Source organism: Fulvivirga kasyanovii, assembly GCF_009711405.1.
Taxonomy (GTDB): domain Bacteria; phylum Bacteroidota; class Bacteroidia; order Cytophagales; family Cyclobacteriaceae; genus Fulvivirga; species Fulvivirga kasyanovii.
The window spans coordinates 3,660-20,477 of record NZ_SMLW01000567.1; the positions used below are offsets into that span (position 1 = coordinate 3,660).

The 16,818-nt window shown below is 42.3% G+C and carries 14 protein-coding genes; 6 read left to right on the top strand and 8 right to left on the bottom strand.

The features are described 5' to 3' along the window. Positions 1 to 180: 180 nt before the first annotated feature. From E1163_RS14565 to E1163_RS14575, 3 genes are all read right to left on the bottom strand, one after another. Entirely contained in the window at positions 181 to 555 is a 375-nt protein-coding gene (locus tag E1163_RS14565) for a co-chaperone GroES (protein WP_155173056.1), read from the bottom strand. 14 nt (positions 556 to 569) lie between these two features. Continuing rightward, positions 570 to 1,874, bottom strand: a complete 1,305-nt coding sequence (locus tag E1163_RS14570; RefSeq protein ID WP_155173058.1) for a DNA recombination protein RmuC — start codon at positions 1,872 to 1,874, stop codon at positions 570 to 572. A gap of 136 nt (positions 1,875 to 2,010) precedes the next feature. After that, positions 2,011 to 3,639: a S41 family peptidase gene (locus tag E1163_RS14575; protein WP_343033834.1), complete on the bottom strand. Its 1,629-nt coding sequence runs from the start codon at positions 3,637 to 3,639 to the stop codon at positions 2,011 to 2,013. A gap of 199 nt (positions 3,640 to 3,838) precedes the next feature. Here E1163_RS14575 and E1163_RS14580 point away from each other — a divergent pair, with 199 nt between their 5' ends. From E1163_RS14580 to E1163_RS14600, 5 genes are read left to right on the top strand one after another with little or no spacing between them, the layout of a single operon-like run. Then, a complete protein-coding gene (locus tag E1163_RS14580) occupies positions 3,839 to 4,579 on the top strand; it encodes a hemerythrin domain-containing protein (protein WP_155173060.1) in 741 nt (246 codons plus the stop codon). Continuing rightward, positions 4,579 to 4,998 (top strand): Holliday junction resolvase RuvX, encoded by a 420-nt coding sequence (ruvX, locus tag E1163_RS14585; protein ID WP_343033835.1) that lies wholly within the window; start codon positions 4,579 to 4,581, stop codon positions 4,996 to 4,998. Before E1163_RS14580 ends, ruvX begins: the two co-directional genes overlap by 1 nt. Before the next feature lie 47 nt (positions 4,999 to 5,045). Beyond that, a complete protein-coding gene (gene def, locus E1163_RS14590) occupies positions 5,046 to 5,600 on the top strand; it encodes a peptide deformylase (RefSeq protein ID WP_155173062.1) in 555 nt (184 codons plus the stop codon). A 1-nt stretch (position 5,601) separates the two neighbouring features. Beyond that, positions 5,602 to 6,750, top strand: a complete 1,149-nt coding sequence (locus tag E1163_RS14595; protein ID WP_155173063.1) for a methionine aminotransferase — start codon at positions 5,602 to 5,604, stop codon at positions 6,748 to 6,750. Continuing rightward, positions 6,738 to 7,535 carry an amidohydrolase gene (locus E1163_RS14600; protein WP_155173065.1) on the top strand — a complete coding sequence of 266 codons (798 nt, stop codon included), beginning with the start codon at positions 6,738 to 6,740 and terminating at the stop codon, positions 7,533 to 7,535. The genes E1163_RS14595 and E1163_RS14600 overlap by 13 nt, the downstream gene beginning before the upstream one ends. Here E1163_RS14600 and E1163_RS14605 read toward each other — a convergent pair. Then, complete coding sequence (locus tag E1163_RS14605) at positions 7,525 to 7,902, bottom strand: hypothetical protein (RefSeq protein WP_155173067.1); 378 nt, start codon at positions 7,900 to 7,902, stop codon at positions 7,525 to 7,527. The two genes, E1163_RS14600 and E1163_RS14605, sit on opposite strands and share 11 nt — an antisense overlap. 2 nt (positions 7,903 to 7,904) lie before the next feature. Continuing rightward, complete coding sequence (locus E1163_RS14610; RefSeq protein ID WP_155173069.1) at positions 7,905 to 10,136, bottom strand: T9SS type A sorting domain-containing protein; 2,232 nt, start codon at positions 10,134 to 10,136, stop codon at positions 7,905 to 7,907. A gap of 171 nt (positions 10,137 to 10,307) precedes the next feature. On the opposite strand from E1163_RS14610, the gene E1163_RS14615 reads away from it, so the two are divergent. Continuing rightward, the gene (locus E1163_RS14615; protein ID WP_155173071.1) at positions 10,308 to 11,591 is read left to right on the top strand and encodes a UDP-N-acetylmuramoyl-tripeptide--D-alanyl-D-alanine ligase; all 1,284 of its coding nucleotides are present in this window, start codon (positions 10,308 to 10,310) and stop codon (positions 11,589 to 11,591) included. 25 nt (positions 11,592 to 11,616) lie between these two features. Here E1163_RS14615 and E1163_RS14620 read toward each other — a convergent pair whose 3' ends face one another. The 3 genes from E1163_RS14620 to E1163_RS14630 all read right to left on the bottom strand — a co-directional run. Beyond that, positions 11,617 to 12,495 carry a YicC/YloC family endoribonuclease gene (locus E1163_RS14620; protein WP_155173073.1) on the bottom strand — a complete coding sequence of 293 codons (879 nt, stop codon included), beginning with the start codon at positions 12,493 to 12,495 and terminating at the stop codon, positions 11,617 to 11,619. 47 nt (positions 12,496 to 12,542) lie between these two features. Next, positions 12,543 to 15,824 carry a translocation protein TolB gene (locus E1163_RS14625; RefSeq protein ID WP_155173075.1) on the bottom strand — a complete coding sequence of 1,094 codons (3,282 nt, stop codon included), beginning with the start codon at positions 15,822 to 15,824 and terminating at the stop codon, positions 12,543 to 12,545. Continuing rightward, on the bottom strand, positions 15,825 to 16,818 hold a 994-nt coding region (locus E1163_RS14630; protein ID WP_155173077.1), incomplete at its 5' end, for an NAD(P)/FAD-dependent oxidoreductase.

Below are 16,818 nucleotides of genomic sequence, written 5' to 3' on the forward strand. Positions count from 1 at the left end.
CTTATCAACCGGCCCGGAAAAAGGACTGCAAGCCTGCCCGATAGCAGAGAAAATAAAAATCAGGAGATATGAGAGTGGAGAGTTTTTGAGCATAAACACTTTTTTACAAACCAGATTAACCACCAGAACCAATATAATGGCAGACAGATATGGGTAAGTAGTCAAATAGTACATAAAGATTTACAGGTTTTCTTCCCGCTCCAGCATAAGAATGGAAGCCTGCGGCACAATGAAGTACCTTTCGTTTTCATACATGATCTCTACAGCACCTTTCTGTAAAAATATGGCCAGGTCGCCTTCTTCTGCCTGTAGCGGCATATACCTTACCTGGCTCTCCTTGCCTTTCCATAGATCATCCTCATCGGCAGAGGGTATAGGGTATCCCGGCCCGGTCTTGATCACATAGCCGCTCTGGATCTTTTCTTTCTCCTGCACGCCAGGAGGTAAAAACAGTCCGCTATTGGTCTTCTCAGCTTCTTTCTTAGGCTTAATCAGTACTCTGTCTCCTACGACAATCAGCTTCGTCCACTTATTATCTGCTGTCAGCTTCTGCATCTCTTTAAAAAACTTTATTCTGAATCGCTTGCTCTATCAATAAGTTTTTGATCCAGGATTTTACTGGTTTTCGCCCCTAACTCCTTGATCTTGCTGGCCCTGTTCACCAGGTTTCCTCTTCCTTCGTACAGCTTTTTCATGGCCTCACGATATACTTTCTGGGTTGAATCGAGGCTGTTGCCAACTTTCACAAGGTCTTCGGTAAAGGCTACAAATTTGTCGTAGAGGTCTCCACCCTGGCGAGCTATTTCAAGGGCATTCTGGCTCTGGTACTCATTCTTCCATATATTGGCTATGGTCCGTAAAGTTGCCATTAAAGTGGATGGACTTACGATCACTATATTTTTATCATAGGCATCGTTAAACAACTGCACATCTGACTGCACTGCCGTACTAAATGCCGGTTCAATAGGCACAAACATTAAGATGAAATCAAGTCCTTTTACTCCATGCAACTGTTCATACTGCTTGAGGTTCAATCCTTTCAGGTGGTTTCTGATCGATAGTATATGTGCCTTGAGGTTTACGTCTCTGTCGGTCTCATCACCAGTGACATATTTCTCATAGGCGATTAATGATACTTTAGAGTCGATAATAATGTTTTTATCCTCCGGAAGGCGGATGATCACGTCGGGCTGGAATCTCCTGCCTTCCTCATTGGTAAACGATTCTTGCACAAGATACTCCCGGCCTTTTTCCAGACCGGATTTTTCAAGGATACTTTCCAGAATGAATTCACCCCAGTTACCCTGGGTTTTGGTATCGCCTTTCAGTGCCCTGGTCAGGTTTTCTGCCTCACGCGTCATTTGCTGATTGAGTTCGCGGAGACCTTTAAGCTGTTCACGAAGTGCTGTGCTTTGCTCCAGGCTTTCCTTACTGTTCAGTTCTACTTTTTTCTCAAACTCCGTTATTTTTTCTCTTAACGGGTTAAGCAACTCGCCCAGGTTTACCTTATTCTGATCGGTGAATTTTTTGCTCTTTTCCTCAAATATTTCATTGGCCAGATTTTTAAACTCCAGGGAAAACTTCTCCTGAAGCTTTTCCAGTTCCTGTTTCTGGTCGCGCAACTTCTCTTGCAGGTTGCGGTAATCTGCCTCTGTTGATGAAAGCTTATTGTTCAAGTCAAGCACAATAGCCCGCTCCGATAAAAGCTCCTTTTTAAGGCCCTCAGCTTCCCGTTGAAGGTTAGCCACCCTTTCCTTTTCTACCTGTAAGGCAGCTTCCGAGTCTTTTGCATCACTCGCAAATTTAAACTTTGCTATCATCCAGGCTCCTGCACCGCCTAAAACAACACCGCTTATTAACCAAATTATCTCCATACAAGGTCAAAGATAATCAATTCATAAAAGCATGGAAGATATATTCCTTACATAATTAAGGGTTAGCCCCCTGTAGCTAAAAAGCCCATCTGCGTCAACAGATGGGCCTTCATAAATTGCTTTAAACCTCAGTTAATTAAAACTTGGCTCGCTCCAGGTTACCGGCTTCATCAAAAAGCTTAACCGCATGCTCAAGTATCTCATTAGTTTGGTTGTATATAGGGTAAAAACCCTTATTGTTCCATATCTGTCTGGCAATCTGTGCTTTTACATGAAGCTTAAACAGGTCTTTGGACTTCTCAAGATCATTGTAATTCGGCTTTACTCCATTGGCTTTTCCAGCCTCTACCAAATCTTTCAACATCTGCCCTGTTACCTGAAAATTGTTATAGAAGTCTTTATAGTCCATGGCATTCAGCTTCGTTTTATTTCGCGCCACATAGTTGAAGGTATACTCCTGCACCGAATTGCTGGTAAACAGTTTGTTCAAATAGGTCGAAGTAAGGCTTGTATCCAAAGGCACAAAATAATCAGGCATAATACCGCCGCCGCCATATACCGTTCTTCCGTGTGCAGTCTGGTATTTCAGCGAATCGGTAAATTTGATGCTATCTGCGCTAAAGAACTCACCATGCTCATAGCGGTCTACAATATCGTGGGCATATTCGTCCTTATCCTCATAAGGTTTCTGGATTGACCTGCCACTCGGCGTATAGTATCGGGATATGGTCAACCGCAATTCAGAGCCGTCATTTAACTCCATTGGCGCCTGAACCAATCCTTTTCCAAATGTCCTTCTTCCAACCACCAAAGCTCTGTCATTGTCCTGCAAAGCTCCGGTTACGATCTCAGAAGCAGAGGCACTGCCCTCGTTGACGAGAACAATCAGTTCTCCTTCTTCAAATTCACCTTTACGGCTCGCATTGGCTTTGCTGTTAAACCTCTCCTGCTTGCCTTTGGTGTAAACAATAAGTTTGCTGTTGGATAAAAATTCATCAACCATATTAATGGCATGGTTCATATAGCCACCAGGGTTTCCCTGCAAGTCAAGCACAAGCTTTTTCATGCCCTGCTTTTTGAGTTCTCTCAGTGATGCCAAAAACTCTTCGTAAGTAGTAGCTGAGAACCGGCTTACTTTGATATACCCGATTTCATCGTCGATCATGTAACTTGCATCAACTGAATATTGAGGGATTTTGTCTCTTATGATTGTGAATTCAATAGGTTCTTTTCTTCCCTTTCGTTTTACGGTGATGTTAACTTCCGTGCCCTTAGGCCCTTTCAGGTGTTCCTGCACATCACGGTTGGTAAATCCGACACCTGCAACATCTTCACCATCGATCTTGATGATTTTATCTCCGGACATTACGCCTACTGCCTCGCTTGGCCCGCCACTCAACGGCGATACCACTACGATGGTGTCTTTAAAAATATTAAACTCAACTCCGATACCTTCAAAGTTACCCTGCAGGTCTTCATTCGCCCTTATCCTGTCCTCGGCAGAGATGTAAGTACTGTGAGGGTCCAGCTTGGTAAGCATGTTCTCTATGGCCTCCTCCACCAGTTCATCCGTATCTACCTGATCTACATAATTTCGGTCGATCATTGTGAGCACCTCCTTGAACTTCTGCATGCTGGAATTGATATCATTCTGTACGGGAGGCGAGTCGGTAAATGTGGCTCCAATAAGAATCCCTGCAGCAATACCTATGAATAAAATAATGGGGAGTCTGATCTGATATTTTGAGTTGTTATATTGATTCACGGCTTTACTATTTTTTCTATAAGAACTAAAACAAAGGAAAATAAATTTCCCGAATTAATATATAGCATATTAACGGGACATAAACAATAATTGTTGGTTTGTATGCTGAACCTTATGACTTATGTCAGGTTATTTATTAAATTACTTTAGGTTTTGTATATTTACATTGCAGTTTTTCACCCTATAGAGTACTTTGACCTTGAACAATAAAAAGATCATAGAGATAGTAGACGATAATTATGTACATGCCTCGGTACTGTTCTATTTTGGCATTGAGTTTTACGACTATTCTCAAAAAACACTGGAGCAGGCATGCAGGGAAAGAGGGCTGAATGTAAATTCTGTGATTCAAAAACTGGAGTCGGTTTACCACTGCGAGGAAGAAAACCTGTCTCTGAGAGAATATCCGGTAGAGCTTATCATTGAGTACCTGAAGCATACTCATTATATTTTCATTAAACAAAAGTTGCCCTACATAGCCCGTATCATCGATAATTTCCATGCGGGACATCCTGATTATGATTTCATAGAAAAGGATCTGAAATTTGTTTTTCCTTTGTTTGTTGAAGATTTTATCCATCATATCTATCAGGAAGAGGATACACTTTTTTCATACATCTCCGCCCTGAACAAGTTCATCAAAAAAGATAACAACATTTCGCGGGTCTTTTATCTCATGGAAAAGCACTCCCTCCAACGGTATGCAGTTGAGCATGGCGAACATGACGATGAAATGAAGGGTATACGCAGGATCACCAATAATTATGCTTACGATAAGCAAACACCTTTGCACGTCAGGATCATATATGAAGAACTGAAAGATCTGGAGAAGAGCCTGATTACCCATGCCAAGATTGAAAATGACATCTTGTTCCCTAAAGCGCTTATGCTGGAGAAAGAAGTTAAGGCACGTTTCAAAGAAACCATCAGGTTCAATTAGTGGGTAGGATCATTGGCATCGACTACGGTCTGAAAAGAACAGGCATTGCCGCCACAGATCCCATGAAGATCATCGCTTCCCCGCTTACAACGGTGCCTTCGAAGGAGATTTTTGACTTCCTGAAAGACTATTGCTCCAAAGAATCTGTGGAAAGGTTTGTGATCGGCATGCCTAAAAACCTTCAAAATGAAGATACTCATGCCACGGCAGCCGTTACCAAGTTCATCAATAAACTTAAAAACCTGTTTCCCGATATAGGCATTAATGAGGTTGATGAACGATTCACCAGTAAAATTGCGTTTTCTGCTATGGTAGAGGGCGGCATGAAGAAGAAAGACAGGAGAAACAAGGCCAATATCGATAAAGTAAGCGCAGCCGTGATTTTGCAATCCTATCTGGATTGCAACCCCTCTTTTTGAAAAAATGTATTAATTTTGAATGAGTTATAAGGAAACCTGAACAGTAGATGATATATCCTATAGTAGTATATGGAGATCCTGTGCTTAAGAAAAAAGCCAGGGAAATTGAAAAAGGAGAGTTGGATGTCAAACAACTCAGTGAAGACATGTTTGAGACCATGGAAGCTGCCAGTGGTATTGGTATAGCTGCTCCGCAAATCGGAAAAAGCTTAAGGATGTTCGTTGTAGATGGGCGCCCGATAGAAGACGAAGACATGGAAGACTTTAAAAAGGTCTTCATCAACCCTCAGATATTGGAAGAGACCGGCGACGAATGGGCTTTTGAAGAAGGATGCCTCAGTATACCTAACATCAGGGAAGATGTTTTCAGAAATGAAAGGCTCACCATACGCTATTTTGATGAGAACTGGGTGGAGCACGAAGAAACCTATGACGGTATGAAGGCCCGGATCATCCAACATGAATATGATCATATAGAAGGTATATTATTTACTGACCATCTTTCTCCCCTTAAAAAGCGAATGCTAAAAGGAAAACTACAGAACATAACCAAAGGAAAGATGAAAGTAGACTACAGGGTAATACTCCCTGCAAAGAAATAATATGCCAAAACCAGAGTCAAAACTTCCGGATGTAGGTACATCAATATTTTCAGTAATGTCTAAAATGGCACAGGAGCATAGTGCCATCAACCTCTCCCAGGGCTTTCCCGACTTCGAGGTTTCAACCGATCTGATAGGACTTGTCAACAAATACATGTCCAATGGCTTCAACCAATACGCTCCCATGCCGGGAGTACCTGCACTGCGGGAACAGATAGCCTCCATGCTAAAATCCCGCTTTAATTACCTTGCCAATCCGGAAACTGAAATTACCATTACCTCAGGAGCTACGGAGGCTCTTTATAATAGCATTACCGCGCTGATCGCTCCTGGTGACGAAGTCATTCTTTTCGATCCTGCTTATGATAGTTATGACCCCACCATAAGATTAAGTGGTGGCATTCCGGTTCATCTCACCCTTAAACAACCGGACTTTTCAATTGATTGGGATGAGGTAGAGCAGAAAGTCTCTGCTCAAACGAGGATGATCATGATCAATACACCTCATAACCCAACAGGGTCCGTGTTGACCGGTGAGGATATGAGGCGCCTGGATAAAATTGCTTCTCAGCATCCCGATCTGCTGATTTTGAGTGATGAAGTTTATGAACATATTATCTTCGATAACTTCACTCATGCCAGCATACTCCGGTATCCTGCACTGGCAGACCAGAGCATTGCCGTATTCTCCTTTGGCAAAACTTTTCATGCCACGGGATGGAAGGTGGGTTATGTGGTAGCTCCTGCCGGTATAATGCAGGAGATCAGAAAACTCCATCAATTCGTGACCTTCAGCGTCAATACTGCCGTGCAGTTGGCCATAGCGGAATACCTTAAAACCGAAAGCAACTACACGCAACTCCCTGCGTTTTACCAGCAAAAAAGAGATTTGTTCCTGGATCAGATCAAAGGCTCAGGCTTCACACCGATCCCTTGTCACGGTACTTATTTTCAGTCGCTTTCTTATAAGGAGATCTCTGACCGGCCTGATATGGAAATGGCTGAATACCTGACCAAAACACATAGCATAGCTTCTATACCCATTTCGGCCTTTTATAAAAGCCGCAGGGATGACAAAATATTAAGGTTTTGCTTCGCGAAAAGTGAAGAAACCATCGAAAAAGCCGCTAAGATCTTATGCAGAATTTAAAAGTAACGCTCATCCAATCGCCACTTTACTGGCAGGATGCTGATGCCAACCTGGCGATGTTTGAAGAAAAGGTCTGGCAGATCAACGAGCCTACAGACCTGATTATATTGCCTGAAATGTTCAGTACCGGTTTTTCTATGCAGGCAGAGAAGCTTGCTGAGCCGATGAATTTCAAGGTATTTAAATGGATGCGTCAAATGGCTGAGCAAACCAAAGCGGTAGTTTGTGGCAGTTTTATCGCTAAAGAAGAGGGCAAGTACTATAACCGCCTGCTTTGGATGAAACCGGACGGGCAGTATAGCACCTACGACAAAAGGCATTTGTTCAGGATGGCACAGGAGCATGAGCATTATTCTGCAGGTAAGGAGAAATTAATCGAAAACCTAAAAGGATGGCGTATTTGCCCTTTGATCTGTTACGATCTGCGTTTTCCGGTGTGGAGCAGAAATTTACCGGAGGGAGAAACCAGTAGTATGAGTTATGACCTCGCCATTTATATTGCCAACTGGCCCGCCGCAAGGGTCAATGCATGGGATATTCTCTTAAAGGCAAGATCGGTCGAAAACCTTTGCTATACTATCGGTGTAAACCGTATTGGTACGGATGGAAATCAGGTGGCGTACAATGGTCATTCGGCCATTATAACACCCAAAGGGGAAACCTTCTATGCGGCTGAGGATAGAGAGGAAATCCATACGGTCACTCTGGATCCTGCGGAAGTTACGGGGCTGAGAGAAAAATTCCCTGCATATATGGATGCGGATAAATTCACCATTACCCATTGAAGAAATCAACCACTTTTTGCGGTAGCTGGATGTCTTGTGCCACAAGCTTATCTTTGAAGCGCACCAAAATTTTATCCAGGGTATCATGCCTGCCCTGATAGTCAATTACGGCAGATGGTTTTTTCATCACCTGGTTTAGTATTTTCAGAGTTCCTCCCAACTCGGTTTCCGGTTCTGCTTCTATTTGTATGTAAACTTTTTCGGCCATTTCCATGGCTTTAATTGCCGCTTGTATTGTAGTGGTATCAGAGTGATTATCAATATCAAACAGGGATACCTCTGGCAGCCAGCTCCTTACGCCGTCAATAGCTTCATTTTTAAAAATGAACTGATCTTTGGTAATTCTTATATGAAGAAACAGGTACACGGTCAATCAATAACTACAAACCTTTGGTTAATATAATCACCATCCCCGGCAGCCATAATCACAATGTACATTCCGGGTTGAAGGCCTTGCACAGAAATAGTTTTAATGGTATTTGCATTCAAGTAAAAGCTTTCGGTTACCTGCTGACCAAGCATGGAAATAATGGTGGCATTGCCCGAGATTTTAGAGCTAACGTTAATAAACTGTGTATTGGAGTGAATTACCGGATTGGGGAATATATCGAGGTTGAAGCGATTGGCATACCCGGCCAATGCATCCGAATTTCTCAGTATATGTACTCCTCCCTGCCCTGTACCTATAATCAGGCTGGGTTTATCCTCATTGAAAATATCTGCCACGGCCGGATATAACTTACCTCCAAAGTTAAACCCTGAAACTTCCTCTTCAGGAGACCATACAATATTCGTCACCCCTTCCTCTGGCTGCTCAAGGTGCTCCAGAAAGTTATCATAAATGGTAAGGCTACCACGCTTGTCTCCGGCAATCATGTCCGGGTTGCCATCGTTATTAAGGTCAGCAATGGTCACACTCAAATCAAGCCGGGAAGTACTGAAATCAAGGCCGTAAAATGTATCGTCTTCCAGGTTGAACTGCGGGGCATTCTTTTCTCCTCCATTTTTATAGTATTCCAGTTTACCGGTGCTTTTCCCAACCAGAATATCTACAAGCCCATCTCCACTGATATCAAATAGCTCGAAATTCTCATCAAAACCTATATTGGGAAATAAAACAAGCGCTTCGTCTGCAAAGCTAAATTTGCCATCTCCCTGATTGAGGATGAAATAGATATTGGTAGAGAAATTGTAAAGTTCAGTAGCACTAAATACGAGGTCAATCCGGTTATCTCCGTTCACATCGCGGAACTTGGGTTTTAAATTATATACATTGGATAATGACAATTGCAGGTAGTCCTCACTTTTCAGCTCGAATGAAGGCTCACTGGCAGAACCTGTATTTTCGTAAAGCAAAAGTGTAGCATTAAAACCGGGGGCATTCTGATTGGTATAGCTTCCCAATACCATATCCAGGTCTCCATCTCCATCATAATCGCCAAATGCAGGTGAAGCATTCTCTCCAAGATCTATGGTCTGATCCTGCAAAAAGTTACGCTTTATCAGGTCAAACTGAGGATTGCTATCAGAGCCTGTGTTTTTGTAGAACCAACCGGAGGATTGAAAATTCACTGAATTAGATACATTGCTGGCAACATTGGGAGACACCAGCATATCCCTGACACCATCAAAGTCTGCATCTTCATAATAACCTACAGGGAAAAACAGCATGGTAGCCGGATTGCTACTGTTGGGAAAGTTGGAAGTTGCAGTATTAAATAAAGGAGCCTCGTTCGACCCTTCATTTTCCAAATACAAAAGGTTGGCACAGGTCTCTTCTGATATCAGTACATCATAGTCGCCATCGTTGTCATTGTCCAGTAGCAGCAAGGACTTCCCTCCCTGGTGCTCCTCTCTGCCTCCCGGGTTGGAACAGTCATTTCCGTTAAAGGCAAATTCACCGCACTGGCATTCCTGAAAGCCACCCCAGTTCTGAGTAATTCGCTCGTATTGCAATGAGTCACAGTTTCCATCCCTTTCCATGCTCAGGTTTTTATGAAATTCGACTGTTGATGCACCGCTGGCACGAAACATTAGAATATCAAGGTCTGAGTCGCCATCAGCATCCACGATCACGGGTATATCCGATGAATTCATCTGCATATTGATATTTGAAGTAAAGCCTTTGGTCTTGAGGAAATACTGGTCATTTCCGGAATTGTCTTTGCCTGTAATATAAGTACTCCAGCTAAGTGGCTCGCCTGGAACTGTTTCATTAATATACACGCGGATACCGAAAGTGTGGCTTGTGAAAATATCTTTCTTCCCGTCGCAGTTGAAATCCCTCAACAGCATCCAGTTTTTCACTTCATCAGGAAAATAAAAGGCGTACTCGGGGGCATATACATATTGCTTGTCTACATTCAGGAACGGATATATTTTATGGGCACTTCTTTCAAAAACCACCAGATCTTCATTACCATCACCGTTAAGGTCCATTGTGCTGTATTGAGCACTGTTAAGCCCGCCCGTCCAGGGCATGCTCAAGGTGACATCTCCCTCCTTTACCGGCACGGACTGGTCAAGGGTATAAACAAACTGTGCTTTGGAAATGGAAAGGGCTGTACAAAAGATGAATGTAAAAGCGTAAAAAAATTTCATACGACCTGGTTTTGAACATCTAACTTAACGGAGAATAGACTCTACAGGTTCGTGCATCACGGATTTTTCCAATCAACGCTCCACCTGACTTGCAAAATACGGCAATATTTTTTCTATTAACACTACTCTTGAAAAGAACACGCGCTATATTAGCATGAATAAGATAACGCCATGATTGAGAAAATTTACAGCCATTTTTTAGAAAGCCGAAAGATAAGTACCGATACAAGAAAGATAGAGAAGGATTCTATTTTCTTTGCCTTAAAGGGCCCTAATTTCAATGCCAATGAATTTGCAGAGGAGGCATTGGGAAAAGGAGCTTCCATGGTTGTAATTGATGAAGAGAAGTACAAAAAAGATGACCGGTTCATCTTGGTTGAAAATGTGCTGGAGACGCTGCAAAACCTCGCCAGGCATCATAGAGATCAGTTAAAAATCCCGATTATTGGCCTTACGGGCTCAAATGGAAAAACTACTACCAAGGAACTCATCAATGCAGTGTTGAGTAAGTCTTATCATGTGTTGGCCACTAAAGGCAATCTTAATAACCATATTGGAGTCCCTCTTACCATACTCTCCATTACCGGGCAACATGAGATAGCCATCATTGAAATGGGTGCAAACCACGTTGGGGAGATACAGCAGCTATGTAGTATTGCCAAACCCACACACGGCCTTATTACAAACATTGGCAAGGCACATCTGGAAGGCTTTGGCGGCTATGAGGGCGTTATCCGGGCTAAAAGTGAATTGTATGATCACCTGATCCGTACTTCAGGTATCGTCTGGATCAACTCCAAAAATGAAGTGCTAAGCAATATGGCAAAGCGCTTCCCCAACCCATTATTCTATCCACAAAAAGGAGACTACTACCACTGTGAGTTTATTGATGCCTCTCCTTTTGTAGAGCTTAAGGCTGAAAATGAAGAGGTTATAAAAACGAGCATTATCGGAAAATATAACTTTGAAAATATTGCCGTTGCATTATGTATCGGCAAGTTTTTTAATGTCACTGAAAAACGAGCGAACCAGGCCATTGCTGATTATGTACCTCAGAACAACCGATCACAAATCGTAAAGAAAGGGAGTAATACCATCATTCTGGATGCATACAATGCCAACCCCAGCTCTATGGCCTCGGCTCTGGAAAACCTGGCCCAGATGAATGCTGACCACAAAGTGGCAATATTGGGAGACATGAAGGAGCTGGGGCCTGAAAGTGTAGCAGAACATGAAAAACTGGGTGCTGACCTTTCAGGCAAGCACCTAACCGATGTCTACCTCTGCGGAGATTTAATACAGGCTGCTCAAAAACACATTCCGCAAGCAAAATATTTTAAGACTAAAGCCGACCTGGTAGAGGCTTTGAAAGGGCATCACTTTGATCATCACGTCATCTTAATCAAAGCCTCAAGAAGTTTAGGGCTGGAGGATATAGTTGAGTATATCCATTAGTGCCTTCACGTTTAAATGCACTTACTTAAAGTACATTAAGAAGCTGCTCTTTAATCTTCTCCAGCTCTTCTTTCATTGATACTACGTGCTTTTGGATATCGGCATCATTGGCCTTGGAGCCTATGGTGTTGATCTCCCTGCCTATTTCCTGAGAGATAAAGCCCAGCTTCTTGCCTAGTGAGTTTTTATCCGAAAGCACCTCATTGAAATGGTTTAAATGGCTCGCCAGTCGCACTTTCTCTTCGGTGATGTCGAGCTTTTCAATGTAGTAAACGATCTCTTGTTCAAGCCTGTTTTTATCCAGACCTTCTTCATCTACAAATTTTGTAAGGTTCCCCTTGATCCTGTCCCTGATTTTCTCAACGCGCTTGGGGTCTAGTTTTTTAACTTCCTCCAGGCTCCCACCAATGGATTTTATATAGCTGGAAAACTTTTGTTGAAGTTCAGCCCCTTCCTTTTTCCTGAAAGCATCACAATTGTCAAGCGCCTGCTCAACCAAGGCTTTTAAATTTAGCCACTCTTGTTCATCTACCTCTTCACTTTGATCAGTGATCATTACATCCGGGGCACTTAGCGCCAGCTTAAACAAGTCCTGGTCAGAGGCTATTACTCTATCCGCCAGCTTCTTCAATTTGCTGTAGTACTGCACAAAAAGATCTTCGTTGTACCGTTGCTTAAGTTCTGTTTCCTTTTCATTGACATAATCAATACTTAAAGAAACCTTGCCCCTTTGCAACTTGTCTGAAACCAGATTTCTAAGCTCAATCTCTTTTTCAGAGAAAGCCCTTGGCAAACGAAAATTAAGATCAAGGTATTTAGAATTGAGTGTTTTTACTTCGATGTTGATGGTTACCTCATCATTAGAAAGGTGAGACGAACCATAGCCTGTCATGGATTTTAGCATATATGGCTAACTGAAATTTAAAATAAAGATGAACAAAAATAGCTGACTTAGAAGTCGTATCCTAATGTCAAATGCGCTCTTGGGCTTCCTATATCATAGTTGTCTACCGGCCAGGCAACATCCAGCTTGATGTAATACCCGAGTATAATGGTTCTAAAACCGGCTCCATAGCTATATATCCAGGGGCTTCTGTAGTTTTTGAGTTCAATGATAAAATTACTTTTTTCCCGAGCTGCCGGATCTTCAGGGATTACCTTGGTGCTTATAGAGTTGTCCTCGCTAAAAGGTGATTTTCCTGTCCAGGCAGATCCTATATCAAAAAAGCCGATAAATTGAAGATTCCTGAAAAAGTTGGAAGTTATAGGCCCACTACTTAGCGCCCTGATCAACGGCACGCGTAACTCTGCATTGAAAAGCAGCGTATTTCTGCCGTATAAGGCGCCGTAATCAAACCCTCTGAGATTTGTAGCATATTCTATAAACAAGAGGTCACTGTTATCTTTTTCCGCATTGGGTTTCAAAGGATTATTTGTGCCCTCAGTATTCTCGTCAAAAAACAGCCAGTTGTCCATTCCTCCCAGCAGGTATTGCTTGGGGGCCTTGCCAAAGAATGATCCGTAATACAACCTGCCCGCCAATACTATTTCTTTATAAATCTTTTGATAGTGCCTGAAATCAGCAGAGAAGTTGGTAAAGCTCTTATTTTGATCCGTCAAACCTTCATAGTGCTTCAGTCTTACCTTGGCACGGCTGCCTTCAATCAGGTTCATACCGTTAATGATAGAATTATCAAAAACCAGCTCAACAGTAGCACCTCCGTATTGCTCGGAAGAAGAAGGGCTGAAAACGGGTGTAGGAACATTACCTACCAATGTAGGCTCCAGGTTTTCAAATCTTGTTACTGCATAAAATGGCTTCAGTGCTATCCGTGTTTTGGGATTAAATGGATAGGCAGCCCCGATTTCAAAGGCATTTTTGCTGTATTTATGCAGCATCTCATTGTCTCTGAAAATAACTTCTCTATCGTACCTCAGGCTGTAGTCAACACGGTTCTTCAAGTATTGGTATTCGGCAAAGATATCTCCGCTGCGTAAATCAACCGTAGCCATGATACCTCCGGAAAACTTGTGGTTTTCCAGCATATCATTCATCTCTGTTTCCATTAAAATACCAAACCCACGTAGCGGATCTATTACAAGCGACGTTACCAGATGGTCTGCACTAAACCTTGTATCATAGGGGAACGGGCCTGTAATTTTATTACCCTTTCTCAGCTTTCGATATTGAGCCAGAAATGAATCTTTCTGCTCTTCTTTTAATATATCCGTATCAAAAGTATAATTGTCCGTATTAATAACCTCTTCCTGCTCTTTAGGCTCTTCAACATCGAACTGATAATTATCTGTATCTATAAAACCTTCTTCTGTTATAGTGGTATCTGGCTTTTGCTCCTCTTCCTTTTGCCTTGCTTCGGCTAGCCTCTGCTCCACTATTTCTTTAACCGTAAGCGCCTCTTTCTTTTCCTGGTTTTTCTTCAGCCTGAATGCCTTTGCCTGTAAAACCTGCTGCCTGGTAGTTAGAGGTGTGAATATTTGCTGATCATAATTAAATTCGGGGTCATAGTAAATATAGTCTTTACCATGGCTGTCCATGATGAAGGTAAATTTAGAACTACCAAAATCAATGTCATAGTTTTCAATGCTGGAAGCAAAATTGGTTACCTGGGTATAAATACCTGTAGACAGGTCATAGGAGAAAAGATTGATTATTCCTTTTTGATCACTCAGGTAAAATAAGCGCGAAGAACTCAAAGCCATAGGTTTCACGTCGCGGCTAATTGTGTTTGTTACCCTGTGAAGAATATTTTCAGTGGTGTCGAGATTATAAAAGAAAAGATTGAAATTGTCTCCAACGGCTTCAAAATCTTTTGTTTTTACATTTAGGGTATCTGATACTCTGTTTGAGCTAAACACTACAGTATTGGAATTAGGCACAAAAGAAGGGTCAAGATCATCATAAATATCATCAGTCAACCTTTTCACCCTGTCTCTACGGGTACTTAAGAGGTATAGGTCATTTTTACCATTCACTACTCCACTTACGATCATCAGACGGCCATTATCAGAGAAGTCCATGCTCCTTACCTGCTCGAATTTATCCATTCTGCGAGGCAGTTTGCTATTGGTCACCGCATCGTATAACACAAAGTAGAGTTGCCCTTTCTTTACATACACTATTCCGAGGGTATTTTCATCTACCCAGTCTATCAGGGGTATGTTATGATCTACTTCCTGATTGATAACTTTATCTCCGGCAGATAGCACTTCTTTTTCACGGCCAGTAGACAAGTCTCTTATATACACATGGTAGCGTCCCTTATAATTGTAAGTGTAAGAAAGCCTGGTACCTTCCGGGTTCAGTTTTACATGTGAATAAATAATATCCTTCCTGTTCTTTTTTATGATCCTGTTGTCTTCTTTAGGCTCAACATAGTTCTCGCTAACCTGCCTGTCGATATCCGTGTAAAAATTCTGCCACTCATACATCACCTGGTCAAAGCTCACACCAAGGGTAATGGCAATACTTTTTTCTTCGTTGCGGATGATCCTTGTATAATTCAGAATGTTTGAGATATTGCTCTTCCCATATTTTTCTGCTATGAAATTCCACAGGGATTGTCCTGCCAGGGCCGCCTCTTTTCCTGTCAGCCTGCCAAACTTACGCGGGTGTTTAGTGTTTACCAGTTCCCGCGCATAGTCGTCCATTTCAATACTCCAGCCTTTTGAGACATAAAGTGATGCGCCGTTGATAAACCACTCCGGAAGGTTCAGCAGAACAGAGCTCTGGAACATGTCTTTCAGGCTACCTCCAAACATCATTTCATTTACCATTAAGGAGGACACCTTGTATAGTAGCTCTTCCTTTAATGCGTCTATATTTCCCGGATTGGCTATTTCAATGTGTGACTTGACGAACTGCGTTTCTCCACCAACGCTTACCGCATGGTCATTAATACCGATGTTGCTTTGCTGCAAGTCTGAGATGGAGTTGTATAAAAATAATTTGGTTTTAGAGTATGGGGGGTATCCTATAATATCGGTTACACGCTCAAACTCCTCTTCAAGATATTCTGTTACTTCTTTGGCTATTTTATCGCCACCTTCATAAAAATAAACGTCAAAATTGTCAGAGCTCAGGTAGCGCCAATCAAATTGTTCATATTGAATCCGGTTTCTCCCAAACTTTTCCATAGCACTTTGAGCCATGGCTCCATGGGAAAGCAAGATTATCGCAAGTAAAGTGAGTAGAGAATTCTTAATATTTTTCATTCAATTTTTATGAGAATCGTAATATAACGAAAAATAGCGATTTATATTGACCTCAGGATGGAGTTCTTCCCCATATTCCAGAAACCTCACGAAGTGGCTGGCAAAATATGGTGCTAAAGATACACCCTTTGTTCCTAACCCATTAAACACACCAATAGTTTCATATTCAGGATGCAGCCCCAAAAATGGCCTCCTGTCCCTGGTGGCCGGCCTTATGCCCGCAACCTGCTCCACAATTTCATATTTAATTTTGGCCAACTCGTTCAGGCGGCCTTCAATTTCCATTCTGGCCTTTTCCGTTGGTACCAGGGTCCGGTCATGATTATCATAATTAGACCCGACCCGAAAAAGGCCATTTTCTAATGGTACTACGAAAACCCCACGGTTAAGGATGTTCTTTAATTCAAAATTTGCTTTAATCCGAAGCACTTCCCCCTTTACAGGGCTGAAGGGAAGCCATTGAAAATACTTGTGTTTGGCACTGCTCAATCCATCACAGAAAATTATTCTGCGCGACCGGACACCTCTGTATGTTACAGAACCTTTACCCAACACTAGTTCATTGATGTCGAACCGCGAGGCATCGAGAGAGTCTCTATTTTGCAGGTAATGCCGGTAAGAAGCCAGAAATACAGGTATATCAAGGTAGCCGGACTGCAAGAGTTCAATACCACCAAACGGATCGTTCGCGAATGGATAAACCGACTTGCAATGAACCTGCTTAACATAGGGAGCATATTCTGACGCAGAACTTTTCCCCATCCACTCATTTTGCTCTTCAAGGGAAACGAAGGGCCGGTAAATAGGCAGTTCAATTAGAAACCTGGCAGAAAGTATTTGCTCCAGTTCCTGATAGAAAGTAATCAGATTAGGAAATAATTGATCTGCTTTCCAGGTTTTAACCATTTTACGGCCGGTTACAGGGTTGTAGAGTCCTGCGGCTATTTTAGATGAGGTATGAGGATTACCGTCGTCTACAACCAATACTTGCTTG

Coding starts and splice junctions, on each gene's coding strand:
- E1163_RS14620 (WP_155173073.1), bottom strand. CDS start 12,495: ATGCTAAAATCCATGACAGGCTATGGTTCGTCTCACCTTTCTAATGAT.
- E1163_RS14625 (WP_155173075.1), bottom strand. CDS start 15,824: ATGAAAAATATTAAGAATTCTCTACTCACTTTACTTGCGATAATCTTG.
- E1163_RS14610 (WP_155173069.1), bottom strand. CDS start 10,136: ATGAAATTTTTTTACGCTTTTACATTCATCTTTTGTACAGCCCTTTCC.
- def (WP_155173062.1), top strand. CDS start 5,046: ATGATATATCCTATAGTAGTATATGGAGATCCTGTGCTTAAGAAAAAA.
- E1163_RS14570 (WP_155173058.1), bottom strand. CDS start 1,874: ATGGAGATAATTTGGTTAATAAGCGGTGTTGTTTTAGGCGGTGCAGGA.
- E1163_RS14595 (WP_155173063.1), top strand. CDS start 5,602: ATGCCAAAACCAGAGTCAAAACTTCCGGATGTAGGTACATCAATATTT.
- E1163_RS14565 (WP_155173056.1), bottom strand. CDS start 555: ATGCAGAAGCTGACAGCAGATAATAAGTGGACGAAGCTGATTGTCGTA.
- E1163_RS14615 (WP_155173071.1), top strand. CDS start 10,308: ATGATTGAGAAAATTTACAGCCATTTTTTAGAAAGCCGAAAGATAAGT.
- E1163_RS14600 (WP_155173065.1), top strand. CDS start 6,738: ATGCAGAATTTAAAAGTAACGCTCATCCAATCGCCACTTTACTGGCAG.